This is a genomic window from Bacillus cereus group sp. N31, from assembly GCF_016483245.1.
Classification (GTDB): domain Bacteria; phylum Bacillota; class Bacilli; order Bacillales; family Bacillaceae_G; genus Bacillus_A; species Bacillus_A toyonensis.
Map to the genome: position 1 here is coordinate 54,378 of NZ_JAEHCH010000012.1, position 19,282 is coordinate 73,659.

A 19,282-nucleotide genomic window follows, 5' to 3' on the forward strand; every position below is an offset into this window, starting at 1 on the left:
ATTTATCATTTTTTATCTGATTTTTCAGAAAGATATATTTCAAATCCGGTTCTGCTGTAAAAATCATTTAATAGGAATAACACCACATCTCTATTAAGTTAATAATAAAAAATTGATATCATTCAAAATTTCCAGTTAACAAATATGAAGGTTTTGATATGTGGTCAGATTGTAACTCCTAGCATTTATCGTTTGAAAGTTGAAACAAAACATACAATAGGGAGACATTGGGAACTATAGGGAAGCCAAAAGGCGCTCCAGAATAGGAATGTATAAAAAGATGCATAGAGTCATAGAAAAAGAAAAAGGAGAATCCATTGTGAGAGTAAGGGGACGTCTTTTTCTTCGCTACCGATAATAGGACTTTATGCTAACTTCTATGAATACAATATACATCCATCTCATAAGAAAAACCGCTAGGAAAACATCCTGACGGTCCTTTTGTGTATAAATCCCATGAGAAGTGATAGATATGATCCGGCACTCGTAACCATGTATAGATCGGTATGTTTTCGCTTTCCAAGCAGGTCAAACATATATAATTCACTGTCTGTTTAGACTTGTGTAATGGCTAAATTCTTTATTGATTATTTTATCGTGAGCTGGTGCTACTTGTGGACCTACCGAGTTGATGCATGTTACGAGAATATGCTTCCCGTCTAGAGATCCGACGGCTCTCGATTCAAATCCGAAAGTACCTCCGGCATGCCCCCAGTAAGATTGCCCGTCCGCTGTTTTAAATTCATAAATCCCTAGTCCGACTTTACCAAAAGGTCCATCTACTGTTGTGTGCATCTGGTCCATCATATCTTGAGTTAGAAGCTTCCCGCCCAGCAACGCACTGAAGAAGGTAGTCAAATCATTAACTGTTGAGACTATATCTCCCGCCGCATTTGCCCATGATTGATTCATTTCTGTTAAATCATACAAATGACCCGATCTATCCATATTATATCCTGTGGCATGCTTACCCGGAATTTCGTGACTATTTCCCATCACAAAGGTCCCTTTCATTCCAAGCGGTATGATAAACCGTTTCCTGATCTGTTCCGCATACGTTTCTCCTGTTACCTTTTGAATAATTTGACCAGCTAGTACAGTATTCATATTGGAATAATTCCATCCCTTCCCTGGTGCAAATACAGGTGGCTTTGAAAGCCCAAGGTCGATAAGCTCATCGACGGAATAGTAACGGTATGGATTTTGAGGCAAAGTAATATCTCGGAAATCCAAATCTGTATAGCTAGCAAGCCCACTTGTATGATTCAATAACTGACGGATCGTAATTTTGTTGCCATCATACCCTTCACCTTTTATGACACCTGGCAGCCATTTTTCAACCGAATCATCCAGATTCAATTTTTTCTCGTCGGCCAACTGTAATACAACGGACGCTGTGAAAGTCTTTGAAATACTTCCAATACGGAATGAAAAATTGGACTCCACCGGGTGTGGTACTTCATAACTGGCTGTACCTGTAGCGTAAGACCAACGCTTCCCGTTCTGTAACCCGCCAGCTATGACACTTGGGACTCCTTTGATGGTTACCACCTCATCAATGACGCGTTTGACTTCATCCCGATGCTTGCTTTTCTTTTCCTTCTCTGTCTTCACTTGTACCGCACCTTCAGTCTGTAACGGGTTTATAGACCCATAAGCAGAAAATACCAGTGTACTCGCCGATATAGCTGTTAATGCAAGTACAGCTCCTTTTTTAATCCTGAGTAATTTCATAACGTATCGCTCCTATTATTTTGGAATGTTGTGTTGCTTTACATCCTCACCTTATCCCCAAAATTGTTAAATCGGATAGTGATGAAACCGCCAAACTTTTGTTGACACTCGGAATTGGACTTGTCACATATACCATATGACAAAATGTCAAATATCTCATGTGACGTGCTTGTTACAGTAAATTCTAACTGTTTACCCTCTCTTTCGCTTGACGGATCAGAAGTTTATGGTGCATGATAGATTTGATTTATTCAGAATTAATTTTCAAAAATACAAGTAGGTGTGCATAATCCGTGTTCTCTATAATAAAAAAATGGTTCTGGTATGATTGGATATTTGTGGCCATACGAACGCTTTGGATGGTCATTATCATAAGCGCTAGTTTTATCAAACCGTCATTAATCGATGCGTCTTTTTGGGTCTTATTTTCTTTTGCTTTCGTCGTTTATCTCGTTCCATTAATCGCCTGGTGTAGAAATGCAGATTGGTATCTTGCAGTCGACGTCATGGCAGCGGGGGTTTTTCATCTTTATTTAGCCTATACAGTACCGGAGTTACTTTGGTCTTTCGTTTTACTTGTGATGAATATCGGCTTGGCGAGCAATCGGAGAACCTATGTATGGACAGGTATCCTCTGTGGAATCATATTGCCGACATTGAACGGTTGGATCGCTGGTCGTCTCCCGTATGAATTTATCGTTAGCAACGGTTTTGGATTCGCCATCGGCTTCACGTTTAATATATTAATTCAGTCCCATAAGCAAACCCTAATTATTCATGAGCAAAAGCTATTGCTGGAGCAGCATATTGAGCGGATTGAGGAACTTACGCTGATGGAGGAGCGCAGCCGGCTGTCACATGAGCTGCATGACACGATTGGCCATACGCTTACCTCACTCATCGTCGGCGTCGAATCGCTACGATCGTCCGTACCAAATTCACAGATAGAGAGGATCGATTCGCTTGTCGGAATCGCCCAACACAGTCTGGTTGATATCCGAAAACATCTGCATCAGCCCTCTCATACTCCATTGAACCATTCGTTAAGTGAATCTCTACGGCAATTTACCGAAGATTTTATGAAGTCAACAGGTATAATGGTCAAATTCCGTGTGATCGGCAGCGAGACTCCCGTTATGCAAAAAATAAACTTTTGTCTATATCGTTGCCTTCAAGAGTCTCTGAACAATGCGGTTCGGCACGGTTCGGCGAGCTTGATATCCGTTCAGTTGTATTTCGAGAGTCAGCAGCTCAGGTTACAGATCGAAGATAACGGCATCGGAATGGAAGAAATCCAATTTGGATTTGAACTTAATGGGATGAAGGAACGACTTAAGCTATTTCACGGCACGGTTTCCGTACATTTCGAGCCAGAACAAGGAACTTTCGTCATATGTAATATTCCATTGCAGACAGAGGCTGCACATGATACAATCCGCCTGCTGCTCGTTAACGACCAGGTGATCATTACCCACAGTTTGAAGCAAATTTTGGATCAGCATACTGATTTTAACGTAGTTGGTACAGCCAGGGACGGTGGCGAAGCATTAGAACATTGTGAGCGTTCCCAACCCGATATCGTGCTAATGGATATTAGTATGCAGGGAATGAGCGGGATTGAAACTTTACTTGAGATGAAACAACGATGGCCTGATATGAAGGTTGTGTTCATGACAACGTTTGAGGATTCCTTGCAGGCAGCAACTGCATTGGAACATGGTGCGGAGGGCTACATGCTAAAGTCGATTCATCCGCGAGAGATGAAGGAAGCCTTGAAACTAATTTATAACGGAGGAATTTGGATTGATCAATTGGTCGCTACGCGAATTTTCGAAGAGATGAAAAGTCAACGCGAGCAATTGGAGAAAATCGGCTCAAGTCAGGAAAACTTCCCGTACGGGCTTACGAAACGTGAAATGGAGATTCTGGAGCATCTGTCAGGTGGACTGCGTTATAAGTCGATCGCCGCAAAATTATTTTTATCGGAGGGAACGATCCGCAATTATTGCTCCACTCTCTATTCGAAGCTCAGCGTCAACAACCGCGAAGAAGCAATAAAAAGGGCCCGAAAGGAAAATATTGTGTAGATGGTAATCAAGATATAATCATTTTTCCGTATTCGGGGCACGGCAACGATTACTATTTTTTGGGCCACTCATTATTTTAAGTAACAGAATTAGAGTTCCGTTAACTTTTGGAATGAATTTAACAAAATTTGTTTACAGAACACCTGTAAATATTGCTGGAAAATAAGTGGGCGGAATACATTTAAAGAAAATCTTCTTGAAAACTTCAAATTTAATTACCTTAAAGTCATTGTTTTATAATACATTTCAAGTTTTTTTACAAGTGGTCCGAAAAAGAACGAATCGTTGTTATCCCCCATGCCCATCAACCCCAAAAAACAAATACTCTAAAACGAGAAAATTGGCATCTCTAGGTGAAAATGTACAATTTTTTGTTTTTGGGGCGTTATAAAATCCTTAGGTTGATGGATGTGTGACGGTACCCCATAAATAACTCAAAAAAGAACCTGTTAATAGGTTCTTTTTGAGTTATTTATTTTTTTCTAAAATACGTTCAACCTCATCAATATCTAATTTACTGGCTTTAGCAATCGTTTCAAGTGGTACACCAAGCTCATGCATACCTCTAATCATCTGTATTTTTCCTTGCTGAACCCCTTCTTGAATTCCTTCTTTTTTTCCCTCATTACGAGCATGAGCAAACTTTGCAGCCTCATCCATTAAGGCTTTTTCTCTTGCTTCATATGCTTGACGGAAAGAAGAATCTTGACTCATATGTTCCCACTTATTTATTGCTTTTTGTAAAATCGGATCTTGGTTCATGGCAATGTCCTCCAATGTTTGTGTGAGATACTCATCTTCATTCGCTGGTAATAATAATAACCAACGAACAAAAGAATCTTCCCACGGATTAACTTTCTCTTCGCGCCATTGCTGTAGTAACTTTGGAATCTCTACAATATGAACTTCTATATCGTTACTTAATAACTTTTGTTGCTGCTGATTCCAAAGGATTCCTGTTGTATGAAATGCTTCATATTCTGGAAACATCACAAAGTTTAACAAGTTTATGGTAATCGTTTTATGAAGTGAGCTATAAGGCATTCCTTTTTGCAATTGAGAGGTGTATAGCCTTCCCCAATAATACAAGCTTCGTTTGATCATATCATGATTGTTATTCAGTTGTATTTCTACATTTACCTTTGTTCCTGTATTTAATGTAGCCGAAATATCTAAAATTGATAATTTATCTTCTTCATATTCTCGATGCAAATGTGGATCTTCTAATTGCAGGGAAACAATAGGTGATTCTAAAGAATCTTTTAATATGGCATTTAAAAAAGCAACTAAAATATCTTCATTCCCATTTGTGCCAAATAACTGCTTAAATGCAAAATCGATACGTAAATTTACTAATGAATTGGACATGATTCTCCTCTTCCTGTTTCAGACTATATCTTTCCCTTTATTGTACATAAAACTAAAGCCAACATGCAAACAATCCTTATGATTTATATAGAGGATGTATACAGATCTACACGATAGATTCTCGAAGATGATTTGGGGTCACCATACCATCTTCGAGAAAATGGTACGCTAAGGAATTTATAACTGCAACTAACCTTGATTTCATATGGAAATAAGTCTTGATCTTGAAGGCTTACATTTATTTGGAACAAAGGGATTGAGAGAAAAGAAATAAAGTGACACTTAAAAGATTTAACATTCTAAAAATAAATATTTACAAAAATACATGCCCATCAAGCTAGGTTTGGATTTTCTATGAATTTCTGTTAATGTTGCCTACATACTTGATATTTTGTTTATTGGTTTTTAAAAATACGCATACCAAATAAACCTTGATAAGGTTTATTTTTAAAGATTATGCAGTTTTCTGCTTTTGTTCTGCTTTAAATTATAGTGCCCAATCCGGTGTATACTCCTCAATAACATCGGGTCTTTCCATATTTCTAATCCCCCTTATGTATTTTACGATTGAACATAATATCAAATTTAGATGAGTAAAGCTACTTCAAATGAATAGAATCCACTCTTTATGAATACATAAAATATATACGTACAAGTTTAGTCTAATCACTACATCATTAGTGAAAGTAGGATTCTATAAATTTTGGAGGAAGACATATGCAAAAAAAGGTTCTCCTGTTTACAGATTTGGGAATTGATGATGCATTTGCTATGCTGTACACTTTTTTTCGTAAAGATATTCAACTTGTAGGGATTGTAGCCGATTATGGAAATGTATCAAGAGAAAATGTAATAAGAAATATTAACTATTTGAAGTACATAGCGGGAAAAAAAGAGATACCTGTATTCCTTGGTGCTTCTGTACCGTTGACAGGTATATTGGTTCACTATTTCCCTGAGGTACATGGAAAAGTCGGATTAGGACCTATCATTCCCCCTGAAATTTCTTATCCAGTTTATCCTTTAAATGATATTTATCAAATTATACATTCAAATTTAGAAGACCTTACAATTATCAATTTGGGAAGACTTTCTTCGCTAGCTACGACCTTTGTATTGAATTTAGAAACAATGCGTAACGTAAGAGAATGCATTTGCATGGGCGGAGCTTTTTTCTATCCAGGTAACGTGACTGCCGTGGCTGAAGCTAACTTTTACGCAGATCCTTATGCAGCAAATTTAATTCTGCAGCATGCGAAGAACTTAACAATTATCCCATTAAATGTAACTCAACATGCGATTGTTACACCCGAAATGGTCCAGCAAATCGATGCATTTCATCGGAATACACAGGATCTTGCCGGACTCATCATCAAACCTATGTTAGACTATTATTATAATTTCTACTCCAAGTCTAATCCTGGTATAAGCGGAAGCCCTATGCATGATTTTGTAACAGTGTGGTATTTGCTGAATCAAGAGGCTGTTAGCCTTTCAAGAGTACCCATTAAAGTTATTCCTGATCAAGGAGAAGGATTTGGTCAAAGCATTGCAGACTTTCGTTTTGCTACGAATCCAGGATATAAAACACATAATGTAGCTTTTCAGTTTGATTATGAAAGATTTCAGAAGGATATTATGGAAACATTCTTAAAGAAGAGAGTGTAACATACTTTATTAACTTCAGATAATACGGGTTATGTGAATGAAAGGTCACTTCACTTAACGTACAGGAATTCGACTTTTTTAGGTTAAAATTCGCTTAGCATACAAAAATTTCGAAATGTTGGCTGTACTTATATTAGAAAAATACTATGTAAAAATTCATAAATAAAAACTAGTAACAAAGCATCTTAATGTTTATGAGATGCTTTGTTACTAGTTTCTCTCTCCCTAATCTCCTGCGAGACCATGTTTTTTATTGAAATTTTCCGTATCTTATTAGATTTATTTATTCTGTAACACCAGATTGGGTTACCTTTACATCAGCTGTTACACGAAAATGTAAATGTTTATAGGATTCTTCCCATTCTTGACTGTTCCATTTTCTTACGTGAGTTCTACCAAGTTTTCTAAGTCCTATAGGATCTGTGCCTTTTTTAATAAATCTCTTTATCAATGTAGTTGCTTTTTTTTCTATTTCTGTTTCCATGATTTTTTCTAATTTTTTTATTTCTTTAGGATTATCTAGATTTTTTGTTTTTGTAAATTCTTGAATTTCAGCTTTAACTTGAATATGAGCATTTACGAATGGATGCTTACTATTCCCCTCCATCTTATATTTTGTTCTAGCCTTTATATTCTCTATCGTGGCGTAATTATTTGAAGAACCAGGTAGTTTGAATTGGTATGTGCCTTGTTTAAAAGTATCTGTCAACAATTTAAATACAAATAAATCTTTAGGTTTCACTGTATCAACCATTTTACATCTTTTAAAAAGTGCTATTCCATTTAACTCCAAAACGTTACCTTTTTTAGATAGCATCGGTAAATATGAATCTCTCGCATCATCATCAAGTTGGTTTAAAAACATAAAAAAATTTGTTTTTGGTTGCGTTCCATTGTTCATATTTTGCTCCAGTAAAGAGGATAGATAGGAAGAAATTTCTTTTTCTTTAGAATAGTTCCCCTTTAATAGTGATTCCCCTTTTACATTTGTAATTGCTAAATAAATTGCATTTCCTACACTAGGATTTCGGTTCAAAGTCTCTAAAATTTCCTGCATTCCCTTTTCAATTATTTTTTCATTAAATATAATAACACGCAATTGCCCCAACTCTAGAGGTCCAGAAGATTTTTCGGATGCTCTTGCAAGAACTTCTCTACCAGTCTGGCCTGATGCTGAATAGATTTTCGTTTCACCTTCCCCGCCTCCTTTATAAGCTGCAATCGCAAAGGTTCCTTTTAGCTTACCTTCTGCTTCAGTATCATATGCCGCAACTTGAACTAAATCAATGTCATCCACAATTTTCGTTTTAGCACAACCTATTAAGAAGACACTTAATATAAGGAAAAGTATCCATCGCTTCATGTTTATCTCCTTAACTTTATTTTGGCGGTTTGAATTAGCCATAGTACAGGTAGGTATACATATATATATACGAAGCCAATTTGACCTGTCCAAGTATTTAATAAGTTAATTTTATTACGGTTATTCAAGAAAAATGATAAAACAAAGATGAATAAGATGATAACTGGCAAAACATATTTTTGCTTTATTCCCAGTGCCTCTTTTATACCACGACTTACTCCCCATAATGTAAAGGAAACATTAGGTAATATAAAAAAAGCCCAAACAGAAACAATAATGTATTCAAACCGCTCTATAAAGGGAAATTGTATAATTTTAATCATGCTTAAATATGCCCATATCGCGCTCGCAAGTTGTTTTTCACTAAAAAACGCAAGAGTTAAGATCATAAGGTATGTATAGACAATAGTCGTTACTAAATTTGCATAATGCGCATATTTTTGAGACGTTTTTGCCTTTCTAATAAATGGGTAGTACAACAATAACATTTCAAATCCAAAAAAACTAAACATATTTCCTTTCATTCCTTTCATAATTTCTAGGAATGAATGCTGTGCAATTGGAAATAAATTTCGAAAATCTGCATACTGCAAAGGATAAAAAAATGTGAAGATTAGAATGCTTGGGATAACGATTCCAAAGAAGCCGATTCCGGCAACTACACGAAATCCTCCAGTCACAATGTAATAACATAAGCCTAAAAAAACCCCAGCTATAACCCAAGATGAAATTGAAGGAAACATCCAAACATGTACTACTTCGATATAAGTATGGAGTGTTGTTGCACCTAACAATACAATATAGGATAAAAAAATGAAGTTGGACAATCCACCAATCCATTTTCCAAGTACGTTTTGATTGATTGCAATGATGTCTCCATTACCCTGATTTAAAATCTGATATATGATCCAAATCATAAGATTAACAGACATTCCAAAAAGTAGCGTGCTAATCCACGCATCATTTCCAACTAACTTTGCACCAATCCTTTCAAAACCAAGCATACCAACCCCCAGCTGTATAGTAATAATCGAAAAAAACACCATATATGGAGATACTTGATACTCAATTGGGATCTGTTTCATAATGCTCCTCCCTGTTAAATTCAATCATCAAAATCATTTCGTGATACGATTTTATTTTTCTCTATCTCTTCTGGATTAAAACGAAAACGCTGTTTAGATCTTGAAAAAATCGGACGTCGGAACATTGCTGAGATTGGCATACGTATGATGCTGTCTTTCCAATCTGTAGGGCGTGTAGGATAAAAAGGGAACAAATAAGGACGACTTAATGATTCTGTACGTAATAAGCGTGCTAAAAGGAAAGAACTTGTTAAAACAATTCCTAATAAGCCCAACAGGTGTGCAGCTATTATAAAAGGAAAACGAATGACTCGAATTGTATTACCAATTCGATATATTGGTGCTGTAAATGAACTAAGAGCTGAAAGTGCAACAATGATAATAAGTACGTTACTTGTAAGACTTGCCTCCACCGATGCTTGTCCAATTACAATACCCCCTACTATACCGACAGTTAAACCCACTTTAGTTGGTAAACGTGTCCCTGCTTCTCTCAGTAATTCAATCGTTATTTCTAAAAAAAGTGCTTCAATTAATGGAGGAAAAGGTACTTTACTTCTCGATATGATCAACGTTTCAAGAAGTTCTTTTGGAATAAGCTCATAATGATATGTTAAGATCGAAACATATAATGGAGTCGTTAAAACAGAAAAGATAAAAGCAAAAATCCTTAACAGTCGAAAAAATGAGGCAATAATCCAAGGCATGGTGTAATCTTCTGTAGTAGAAAAAAAGTCAATTAATGTTGTTGGAAGGGTGATAGCGTAAGGTGAGCCATCTACAAAAAGTGCAATTTTCCCTTCTGCCAATACAGCTGCTACACGGTCTGGACGTTCTGTATTCAAAAATTGTGGGAATATAGAATTAGGATTGTCAGCAATTAATTGAATCAAATAAGTACTATCTAAAACATGGTCTGTTTTTATTTGACTCACCCGTTTTATAATTTCTTGTAGATTTTGATCATTTACAATTCCCTCAATATATACAATTGCAACGGTTGTGTTAGAGAGAGAGCCTACTTTCAATTCCTTCATTTGCAAATAAGGTGTTGGAAGTTTTCTACGTACTAAATTTAAGTTTACATCTAAATCTTCAACAAACGCGATTTGTGGACCCACGATATTGTATTCAATTTCAGCTTTTGTAATATCTCTTTTTTCTTTCTTTGCCACATTTATTAACAAACTATTTAACTTATCTGTATCGAACTGAATAAGTATATAACCGTTTAAAATACTATCTTGAATATCTTCCATTTGATTTGTTATTTTTGAATTTTCAAAGGGTAAGACAGACTGAATATCTTGTAACGAATCGAAGCTCTTCTCTTTTATATAGGTTAAAATCTCTTCATGAAATATATTTATATCGATTAATGTTCTAAAATATGAAATGACTATAGAGGAATTGTTTGAAGCGATTTCCAAAGTAATAAAATCTTTAGAATTTTTTAGTAACTGCATTAAATCCTGTAAAGATTTTATAGAGTCATCAGGTATTTTTTCATACGTTTTCAATTGATAATACCCTTCCTTTCAGAAAGAAGTTACATATAGTTTTTAAGAAATCTCTATTTTTAAAATTAGGGATATTGATATTTAAACATGCTCATTGAATTAGCAATAACTCCTTTAAAAATAACTTAACCAAAAATAGTTAAAAAATGTATCTAAGGTAAAAAAAGGAATGATTATAAACGAATTTATGATGTGTTTTAAATGGCATCTTCAAAATTTCGGAATCCCCCACGCTAGTCAAATGTCATTGTTCGAACATACTTTTCAAAACGCTACCACATAAAGAAAAAAGAATCTTAATAAAATAAGATTCTTTTTTCTTTATGTATTAATTTTAAAATTATATTTACAAAAAGCCAATTAAACCGATAACTAAGAATAGATAACCAATTGGTAATAAAGAAAAAGATATATGTATCTCAGAATGTTTTTATTTTTATCAGGGTTAGATGAGCTATAATGCAAGTTAGGTACTTCAGTTACCCAAAGAACTATAAAGATGGAGGTTATATGAATGAATTAAAAAAGCAACTTAAATCTCAAGTTAGTTATTAGAAGCACAATTATCTTCCGCTGAATTTAAACAAGAGGCATATGATATTTATAAAGAATTACAAGATAAAAGAGAGCAAATAAAATGGAATGAAAACTATCTAATGCGGTCATTAGAAGAGTTGTCTTTAAAGTTTTAACAAGTATAGTTATTAATAAAAAGAATTTCAATTTGCAATTACGCTTGGTGCCGGTCATAGTGTTCTAGGGACACAGTCAGGTGAAAATATTTTAGTGCGTAAGGGCGATGCCTTATTTAAAGGGAAACCAATTCCTGATGAATATACATCAGCCGCGAATCCTTTCCCACCAATAAAAAATAGTAAAGACCATACAAGCGCCCCTTCCTTAGGAAAGGACGCTTATTTTCCATTTGTATTGCATAACAGTGGATTTTTAAGAAAATCTGTCGCTCCCTTTTCAAATTTGATTCTATTTGCTACTGAATCTTACCTCTTATTCCATGAGACTTCAGATGCTGTCTTTTCCAAAGTACATTCTAATGCCTCTAAGTTTGTAATTCCATATTTTCTATTTAGCGCTTGCAATATTAACCAGTTTGCCACATGAATATTACTACTTAAAAATGGCCCATGTAGATATGTGCCTATTAGATTTTTATACAGAAGGCCTTCCTTTTTTTCTGTTACATTATTTCCATATCCCTGCAGCACTTGGCCGAGACATTCAAAAGAATGGAATGTTTGGCCACTATGGTTTTCAAAACCCGTTATCTTTCCAAATTTTTCAGATTGTACTCTTACATTCCCTACTAATCGATTCATTGAGCCTGTGTTCTTACATGATGTATAAAATGGTAATACTCCTAGGCCTTGTATGATATCACTGTTTGCAGTTTCATAATACTCCCCTAGTAGCTGATATCCCCCACAAATACAAAGTGCTGCTAAACCATCCTCTATTCCTGCTTTCAATTCTTTTCGGATTGAAAGCAATTGTTCTTGAACTATTTGTTGTTCACTGTCACTCCCTCCCCCAATAAAGATTAGATCAGCCTGAGATACAGGATAATCTTTTACTTGATCTACATAATGAATATCTGCTTCTATTCCTCTCCATTCTAATTGCTTTTGTAGAATGGTTACATTCCCACGATCGCCATATAAATTAAGAGTATTGGGAAAGTAATGATAGATAATCAATTTTTTCATAGTACCTCCTGATGTTTAAAACGTAATCGGGACTTATTATAAATTCTAGAGAAGCACCCAATGTATATCGTTATTTTTATTGTGAACTCTCTATTCTTTGTATTTACAATCTATATACGCTCAATTAAGTTATTAAACTAAACATATATAGATACTATCTTATTTATGAAGGGGCAAGCGTTCCTTGCGTGCTTAAAAATTGCCGGGCAGTATTTAAGCCTGTGTAATTACTAATTACGGATGTTTCATTCCCTGCCCCCATGCTATTCTCTATGGCAGCAGCAATATTTGGGATAACTTTTATCCTATTCACAGAAACCCCCGCATATTTTAAACGCACTGCAAGGTCATAGGCACGTGTTCCTGCACAAATTATATGGTTTACATTGGAGTTTGCTAATAGTTCATAATCTACATCCCAAATCCAAGAGATATCTTTCCCATCAGCAAGTAAATCATTTAAAATAAAAACATATTGCGTTATGCCTTTATTTTGTATGCAATAATCTACCGTACAGTTCATCCCTTGTGGATTTTTGGCTAAGTTTAGATGGTATATATTTTGCGCAATGAGAAACTGTTGCATACGTCCATTGCTAGGGTGATATTCTCTTAAACCTTTGTGAATTTGTTCATAACTAAAACCTAAAAATTTTCCAATTTTTATAGCCGTTAGCATATTATATGCATTGTATTCACCCTTCAAATTGGAAGTATAGGATTGATTTTGTACAGTAATCGTTAAGTCGCTTTGTGATTGAATTGAAGTAACTTCCAAATCTAATACGGGACTACTCATGGAGCATGAACAATAATATTTACCAAGGTGTCCATAGTGAGTGTATATATATTTCAATAGACGGCCACAACAACAATAGACGGAATCTCTAATATTACTTTTATGAAAATCCCCTACATTTTTCTTTAAACCAAAATACATGGTTTTATTCTTTTCTTTAGTAAAATGTCTACTATATGGATCATCACCATTTAATAGCAAGGAAGCATCACTAGAATGAATAGCTGTTTGTACTTTTGAAATCAGCGTGTTGATTTCTCCATAACGATCTAGCTGATCTCGAAAGATATTTGTTACAACAATCAATTGAGGCTTTATTTGTTTCAAAACTTCAGTCATTGTCAATTCATCGACTTCAAGAACTGCTATTTTCACCCCTTGTATCTTTCCTCGTATATTACATTTTTTCATAAAAGCAGACGTGATTCCCTCTAATAAGTTAGATCCTTCTGTATTACTAATATATTTACTTTTATTGGACTTAAAAATGGAAGAAACTAAATTACAAGTTGTTGTTTTCCCATTTGTACCAGTAACCAAGACCACAGTTTCCACCTGTGCTGCTAATTTTTGTAATGCATTCTTATATAAATAATTTGTAATTTTCCCTGGAATGTTAGATCCATTAAAACCAAATTTTTTACTACCATATCCTGCTAGCTTTCCAACTATCAATCCTATGTAAAATAACACTATTAATCTCCTTCCTTACTTGTCTCCTTCTAATTTTAAAAAAGACACTTTTTATAATGTTTCAATATTCTGTTAAATTTTCGGTGTTATAAGTTTTTTTACAGATTTACGATACGAGAAAGCCCCTGTAAGACTTAAGTCCGCCGTTAGGCATAGGCCGACAGTATCGCGTTTGCGTAACAAAATATATTAAAATGACTTCAAAATCATCCAAAATACTCTAAAATAATGATATTCTCTAAAAAATGAATATTGTAGAAGGTTGCACGAATCAATTTCATTTCGGGCGTAAAACAATATGTGTCGTCAAGTACAAGAGGCTAAAACATAATGAGAACCAAACAACTGGTACGGTATAAACCGTACCATAGCCTGTGACCTATACGGTCTGTCATGGGATTGGTGATGACACATCCCACTCTTGCACGTCAACGATACTAGAAATGGACTTCGCCTTTGATAGCAAGAATTCCACTGACATATGTCAGCTTGCCCCTTAGAGATGAGAGTGTCAAATAATTAATATTTATCTATTGTAGCCCCAAGAGAAGAAGCCCTAATAAAATTTTTATTTTGATACTTCTTTAACTCATCAGGAGTACCAGATACCACAGCTCCAACAATCTTCACCTTTTCTGAATCTAATTTAGGATTATCTTTTTTTAATCTTTTTAATACTTTTTTTGCTTTATCAGCATGGTCTCCATACAATTCAGGAGATTTTAATGTATCAATAAAAAATTTAGGAGATGCCCAATCGTTTTGTGAGTTATACTGATAGCCATATATGTTTCCGCGAAGAAAAGTTTCGCCTTCTTCTCCTTCTTTAAGTTCCTTCTGATTCATACTATGTATCTCTTCATCAGATTCTGTCTCAATCCAAAGCCAGTCTGTATTTTGTTTATCTAACAATTTTTGAACTTCACTAAATGAATAAGGTCGATCAAAAGATAGTGCATACTCAACATATTTATTTATTCCTATTTCATCAAGTAAGTTTAAATCATTAGGGGGTTGCTGATATTGAACTTCAGGATGATAAAATATAAGCTCCCTTTGTCCGTTCTGGTTGTTAAAAATTTCAAAGGCTTTTCTTTTTTCATTATAATGAGTTATCGAACCAGAAGATCCTATTTCTGAACGAATGAGGTTATAATGTCCTGATAACGTTTCCCAAGGTATCATACGATCTCCAATTTTTTTCGAATATTCATGAGTTGCGTCAATGGAAAAAGAATTCGATTTATAAAATGATGAACTTTGCTCAATATTAGGTTCAGTAATAGATAACCATAACCCTTCTACATCATGTTCCTTTGTCAGACGCTCAGATAGCAAATAATTACTCCCAAAAGTCAATCCACTATACAATGCAATTAGTACACTTCCCGTAATAACTACATTTTTTATAATTGCTTTTCTTCTACTTTTTCGCATTGTTTTTTCAAATTCCTTATCATCTAGAAAAAAATCAGATTGACTTTCATCATTCTTTATGTTCATTATTAATCCTCCTATATATATTAATAAAGTATTCCTTAGCTCGAAATACAGTTGTTTTAACAGTTCCAGTAGTAACTTCAAACAAAAGGGCTATATCATCATAACGTAATCCCACTACATATTTTAGAATTAAAACTTCTCTATATCTTTTAGGAAGTAAATCTAATGTTTTTTTGATTTCACCACTTTGCTCTTCCTTTAAAAGGCAATCCTCGGGTAAATCAGATTCAAGATTTTCTAATATACATAATTCTATTAAGAACTTATCTTTTCTTTTTTTCCTTCTCAAAATATCATAGCTCCTGTTTATTGCTACTCTAAACAGCCAACTTTTCACTTTTTCAGGGGGAATACCTTCTAAGTTTTCAATGTATTTTAAAGCTGCTTCTTGTACAATGTCTTCTGCATCCTCTCTAGATATTCCGAGTTTTAATAAATAATTAAAAATAAAACTTAAGTACTGCTTTAATCGTTTTTGAAAAACATCATCTCGCATCTCTTACCTCCTTCTATATATATAACGTTTAAGTTTCAATTTGGTTGACAGGATAATCAATTTTTTTTACATAATTTTAATTATTAATAAAAATACGAACAGTTCTCATTTATATTTTAGAATTATTCTTTGTTAAAAAAGAGAGTTATAGCCGTTATTTAATATTTATTCCTTTTACTACAAGTATCTCGTTTTCTCTTAAACTAGTAATTAAAGGGTTCTTTTGCAAAAAAATCTATAAAACTTGGACTTTCTATAACTTTAATATTATCGATTTTTTGTATAAATATGGAATTTATAAATTACTTGTTATAGCACGAGGATTTGAAACATGAAAATCAATGTACATCCATTGACCTTTAATTTTCAAATATGCCTTATCAACTCGCCAAGAATCTTTTGTTGACTTAAGAAGTTCTGATACAAAGATTACTAATTTTCACTTACAATTAAATAGTTCCTAATCTCGTAGTATTTCGACAATGGAATTAATAGTTTTGTTTTGAGCACTATAGTAAACCTCTAATCCTTTTCTATCACTCATAACTAATTTTTGAGATTTCATCTTCGATAAGTGCTGTGAAACAGTAGATTGTGGGATACTCAGTATATCTACAATTTGTGTTACATTGCATGCCCCTCTTCTAATTAATTCTGTCAAAATTTTAATTCGTACTGGATGAGCTAATGCTTTAAAAACTTCTGCGTCTTTTTCATAATTGAACAAACTAAACATCTCCTTTTGAATCAATAAATTTTTAAAATATTAAAAATTATTCTGTAGCATCTTTTCAATTTAATTTGTGTTTTGTTTCGTCAACATAACCGAGTATGCTCCAGACACTCTTATTCTCTTGCATTTCTACTACCCTTAATTAATCTGAAAATGTTGCTTTTGGCTTTTTCATATGACATAGTTCAAAGCGTATCTTTGATACTTTCTTATTGGACTAACTTTCCGTCACAAGTTACGTAATCTAAGTAACGTCTAAAATGATTTTTTGTATCACCTTTCTCGAATACAATTTCAATATTTCTTCCTTCTAACAATAATTTAGCAAAATTTGATGCTTTCTTATCCTATACTTGTACTGGGTAGATTGGCTGAACCGAATTAGTAGTGTCTAGTAGGAGAAATTTGACCTTTATCGTGGGGATTGAGTCCATTCATGCTCTTCTCGTAAGACTCCTTTTTGGGGTATACCAGGAATTACAACAGTTAATAAAGATTATTTAAGCCCTACAACTAATGTATTGATTTATTTGCTCCTTTTTTAATGTTTCACCAGAACCTCTATGCAGCTAATTTCGTTTTCAAAGATTATTTTTCCGTAAAAAACTGCAACCCTAATTGTTAGTTATGTCTAATAATTGGAGTTGCAGTTCACTAATTAGGTCTTGTTTTTTATCTACTTACACACTTACAGCTGTACCACTTATCGCAACCATTAGCATTCCATCGCGAACTACTTCGTAGTCTACATCGATACCAACAATTGCATTTGCTCCTTTTTGAATTGCGAGTTGTTTCATTTCTTCCATCGCAATGTCACGAGCTTCTTTTAATTTACTTTCATAAGCACCAGAACGGCCACCTACAACATCACGAACCGAAGCAAAGATGTCGCGTACGATATTTGCCCCCATAATTGCTTCACCGTTTACGATGTCTATATACTCAATAATTTCTTTACCCTGAATAGTATTAGTTGTTGTTACGATCATTATTAACACACTCCTATAATCATTAAAATTTTATTGTTGGCTCTTATAATCTTATTATTAATTTTAAAAACCAAATAAACTATCTAATAATTTTACATAAAAATGACAGTTATTTAAGGATGAAAGAAAACAAGATATCTACAAAAATCTTTGTTTTTTGTTGGGTTTATTTTTTCGGAAAACTGAAAATATACTGATTATATCTACTGATAATTTATTATATACAGATGCCCCAGAAATAATAGCAACCAATACTATATATAACGGTAAAACATCGATTTTAACATTTATGTGAAAGATTCCCTATATTGCCCAAACTTGCTTTCTTAAAAATAATATTAAAATGCTTTCATTAGTAAAAATAGTTTTTGTAAGTTTTGTAAATACTTTTGTAATTAAAAAAAAGTACACGTGATTCGATTTTCTGCCAAATTAGTTGCAATGTTTGCCTTCGTTCCATTTATACCCTTTCCCTCGTACTGTAAGGAGGAACTGAGGATCAGAAGGACTAGTTTCGATCTTCTGACGAAGACGATTGATATTCACATCGATGACTTTTGTATTACCTACACAATTTATACCCCATATTTTATTTAAGAGTTCATTACGTGAAATTGGTTTCATGGAATTTTCCATTAAATATCGTAAAATAATATGCTCTGTTGGAGTTAAATCAATTACTATCTCATTCCTATATAATTCTCCTAGCAGAAGATTTAATTGAAATGGCCCCGAATGAATCAATTCCAAATCCTTTTTATTTTTTTGAATTCTTCTTAGCAATGATTGTACACGCGCTACTAATTCAATTATACTAAATGGCTTTTTAATATAATCATCTGCCCCAATTGTCAAACCGTGTACCTGATCTTTCTCTTGAACAAGTGCCGTTAATATAATAATACCAATATCTTCATTGTTTTTTCGTATGCTTTTGCATACCCGAAATCCATCTATTCCTGGTAACATAACATCAAGTATTACAATATCAACATTATGCTGTTCTAAAAGCTCAAGAGCTTTTTCACCTGTATTGGTTTCTAAAACATTGAAACCAGCACGCTTCATATTCAATGTAATAAAACTACGGATGGTTATATCATCTTCTAGTACTAGAATTGTTGTCATACTCACCGCTCCTTTACTCTTGTTGATAAACGGCTATAGGTTTGGTATAAGTTCTAAGATTCTGGTAGTTTATTTTTAAAAAATTGTATATACATGAGCTCTTTTTTTATATGTATCAACTCCTAGGAGTCACTATATATGTCCATCAACTTAAAAATCTAGTAAAAAAACTATCATGCTTTCTATTTAGCCTTTTAGAAAGAATAGCGTGGAGCTAGTAAAGATTCTTAAGTTGGTGGACATGGAGTGGTATCCCTAGTTTATTCGCCTTATATTAATTAAGTGATAGGATTTTTTCGTCCTTAATCTCATTCTCCTGTGAACTCTACCACCACATAATTTATTACGTGAAAACGAAATATTTTTCATCGCTTGCTCTTAAATTCCCA

Annotated in this window: 14 protein-coding genes and 1 pseudogene; 2 read left to right on the plus strand and 13 right to left on the minus strand. The window is 34.0% G+C overall.

What is annotated here, in order from left to right:
* Positions 1–543 precede the first annotated feature (543 nt).
* Positions 544–1,734: a serine hydrolase domain-containing protein gene (locus tag JDS81_RS16160; RefSeq protein ID WP_097954566.1), complete on the minus strand. Its 1,191-nt coding sequence runs from the start codon at positions 1,732–1,734 to the stop codon at positions 544–546.
* Positions 1,735–2,027: 293 nt separating this feature from the next.
* On the opposite strand from JDS81_RS16160, the gene JDS81_RS16165 reads away from it, so the two are divergent.
* Positions 2,028–3,821 carry a helix-turn-helix transcriptional regulator gene (locus JDS81_RS16165; RefSeq protein WP_097954565.1) on the plus strand — a complete coding sequence of 598 codons (1,794 nt, stop codon included), beginning with the start codon at positions 2,028–2,030 and terminating at the stop codon, positions 3,819–3,821.
* 468 nt (positions 3,822–4,289) lie between these two features.
* On the opposite strand, the gene JDS81_RS16170 is transcribed toward JDS81_RS16165, so the two are convergent.
* Complete coding sequence (locus tag JDS81_RS16170) at positions 4,290–5,189, minus strand: Rpn family recombination-promoting nuclease/putative transposase (RefSeq protein WP_142316341.1); 900 nt, start codon at positions 5,187–5,189, stop codon at positions 4,290–4,292.
* Positions 5,190–5,906: 717 nt separating this feature from the next.
* Here JDS81_RS16170 and JDS81_RS16175 point away from each other — a divergent pair.
* A complete protein-coding gene (locus JDS81_RS16175) occupies positions 5,907–6,857 on the plus strand; it encodes a nucleoside hydrolase (RefSeq protein WP_001170302.1) in 951 nt (316 codons plus the stop codon).
* 283 nt (positions 6,858–7,140) lie between these two features.
* On the opposite strand, the gene JDS81_RS16180 is transcribed toward JDS81_RS16175, so the two are convergent.
* From JDS81_RS16180 to JDS81_RS16225, 11 genes and pseudogenes are all read right to left on the minus strand, one after another.
* Positions 7,141–8,220: a Ger(x)C family spore germination protein gene (locus JDS81_RS16180; protein ID WP_097954563.1), complete on the minus strand. Its 1,080-nt coding sequence runs from the start codon at positions 8,218–8,220 to the stop codon at positions 7,141–7,143.
* A gap of 2 nt (positions 8,221–8,222) precedes the next feature.
* The gene (locus JDS81_RS16185) at positions 8,223–9,305 is read right to left on the minus strand and encodes a GerAB/ArcD/ProY family transporter (protein WP_097954562.1); all 1,083 of its coding nucleotides are present in this window, start codon (positions 9,303–9,305) and stop codon (positions 8,223–8,225) included.
* Positions 9,306–9,325: 20 nt separating this feature from the next.
* On the minus strand, positions 9,326–10,825 hold the full coding sequence (locus tag JDS81_RS16190; RefSeq protein WP_097954561.1) for a spore germination protein: 1,500 nt from the start codon (positions 10,823–10,825) through the stop codon (positions 9,326–9,328).
* Between the two features lie 1,001 nt (positions 10,826–11,826).
* Positions 11,827–12,549: a type 1 glutamine amidotransferase gene (locus tag JDS81_RS16195; RefSeq protein ID WP_097954560.1), complete on the minus strand. Its 723-nt coding sequence runs from the start codon at positions 12,547–12,549 to the stop codon at positions 11,827–11,829.
* A 163-nt stretch (positions 12,550–12,712) separates the two neighbouring features.
* Positions 12,713–14,041 carry a MurT ligase domain-containing protein gene (locus tag JDS81_RS16200; protein ID WP_199688563.1) on the minus strand — a complete coding sequence of 443 codons (1,329 nt, stop codon included), beginning with the start codon at positions 14,039–14,041 and terminating at the stop codon, positions 12,713–12,715.
* A 519-nt stretch (positions 14,042–14,560) separates the two neighbouring features.
* A complete protein-coding gene (locus JDS81_RS16205; protein ID WP_097954558.1) occupies positions 14,561–15,544 on the minus strand; it encodes an anti sigma factor C-terminal domain-containing protein in 984 nt (327 codons plus the stop codon).
* Positions 15,528–16,040 carry an RNA polymerase sigma factor gene (locus JDS81_RS16210; protein WP_097954557.1) on the minus strand — a complete coding sequence of 171 codons (513 nt, stop codon included), beginning with the start codon at positions 16,038–16,040 and terminating at the stop codon, positions 15,528–15,530. The genes JDS81_RS16205 and JDS81_RS16210 overlap by 17 nt, the downstream gene beginning before the upstream one ends.
* Positions 16,041–16,356: 316 nt before the next feature.
* A pseudogene (locus tag JDS81_RS31075) lies at positions 16,357–16,452 on the minus strand (IS6 family transposase); the annotation flags it as partial.
* 48 nt (positions 16,453–16,500) lie between these two features.
* Positions 16,501–16,767, minus strand: a complete 267-nt coding sequence (locus tag JDS81_RS16215; protein ID WP_097954556.1) for an ArsR/SmtB family transcription factor — start codon at positions 16,765–16,767, stop codon at positions 16,501–16,503.
* A gap of 686 nt (positions 16,768–17,453) precedes the next feature.
* Complete coding sequence (locus JDS81_RS16220) at positions 17,454–17,765, minus strand: heavy metal-binding domain-containing protein (RefSeq protein WP_097954555.1); 312 nt, start codon at positions 17,763–17,765, stop codon at positions 17,454–17,456.
* Between the two features lie 432 nt (positions 17,766–18,197).
* A complete protein-coding gene (locus tag JDS81_RS16225; protein ID WP_097954554.1) occupies positions 18,198–18,893 on the minus strand; it encodes a response regulator transcription factor in 696 nt (231 codons plus the stop codon).
* Positions 18,894–19,282 lie beyond the last annotated feature (389 nt).

Coding starts and splice junctions, on each gene's coding strand:
- JDS81_RS16160 (WP_097954566.1), bottom strand. CDS start 1,734: ATGAAATTACTCAGGATTAAAAAAGGAGCTGTACTTGCATTAACAGCT.
- JDS81_RS16170 (WP_142316341.1), bottom strand. CDS start 5,189: ATGTCCAATTCATTAGTAAATTTACGTATCGATTTTGCATTTAAGCAG.
- JDS81_RS16175 (WP_001170302.1), top strand. CDS start 5,907: ATGCAAAAAAAGGTTCTCCTGTTTACAGATTTGGGAATTGATGATGCA.
- JDS81_RS16180 (WP_097954563.1), bottom strand. CDS start 8,220: ATGAAGCGATGGATACTTTTCCTTATATTAAGTGTCTTCTTAATAGGT.
- JDS81_RS16185 (WP_097954562.1), bottom strand. CDS start 9,305: ATGAAACAGATCCCAATTGAGTATCAAGTATCTCCATATATGGTGTTT.
- JDS81_RS16195 (WP_097954560.1), bottom strand. CDS start 12,549: ATGAAAAAATTGATTATCTATCATTACTTTCCCAATACTCTTAATTTA.
- JDS81_RS16205 (WP_097954558.1), bottom strand. CDS start 15,544: ATGAACATAAAGAATGATGAAAGTCAATCTGATTTTTTTCTAGATGAT.
- JDS81_RS16210 (WP_097954557.1), bottom strand. CDS start 16,040: ATGCGAGATGATGTTTTTCAAAAACGATTAAAGCAGTACTTAAGTTTT.
- JDS81_RS16220 (WP_097954555.1), bottom strand. CDS start 17,765: ATGATCGTAACAACAACTAATACTATTCAGGGTAAAGAAATTATTGAG.
- JDS81_RS16225 (WP_097954554.1), bottom strand. CDS start 18,893: ATGACAACAATTCTAGTACTAGAAGATGATATAACCATCCGTAGTTTT.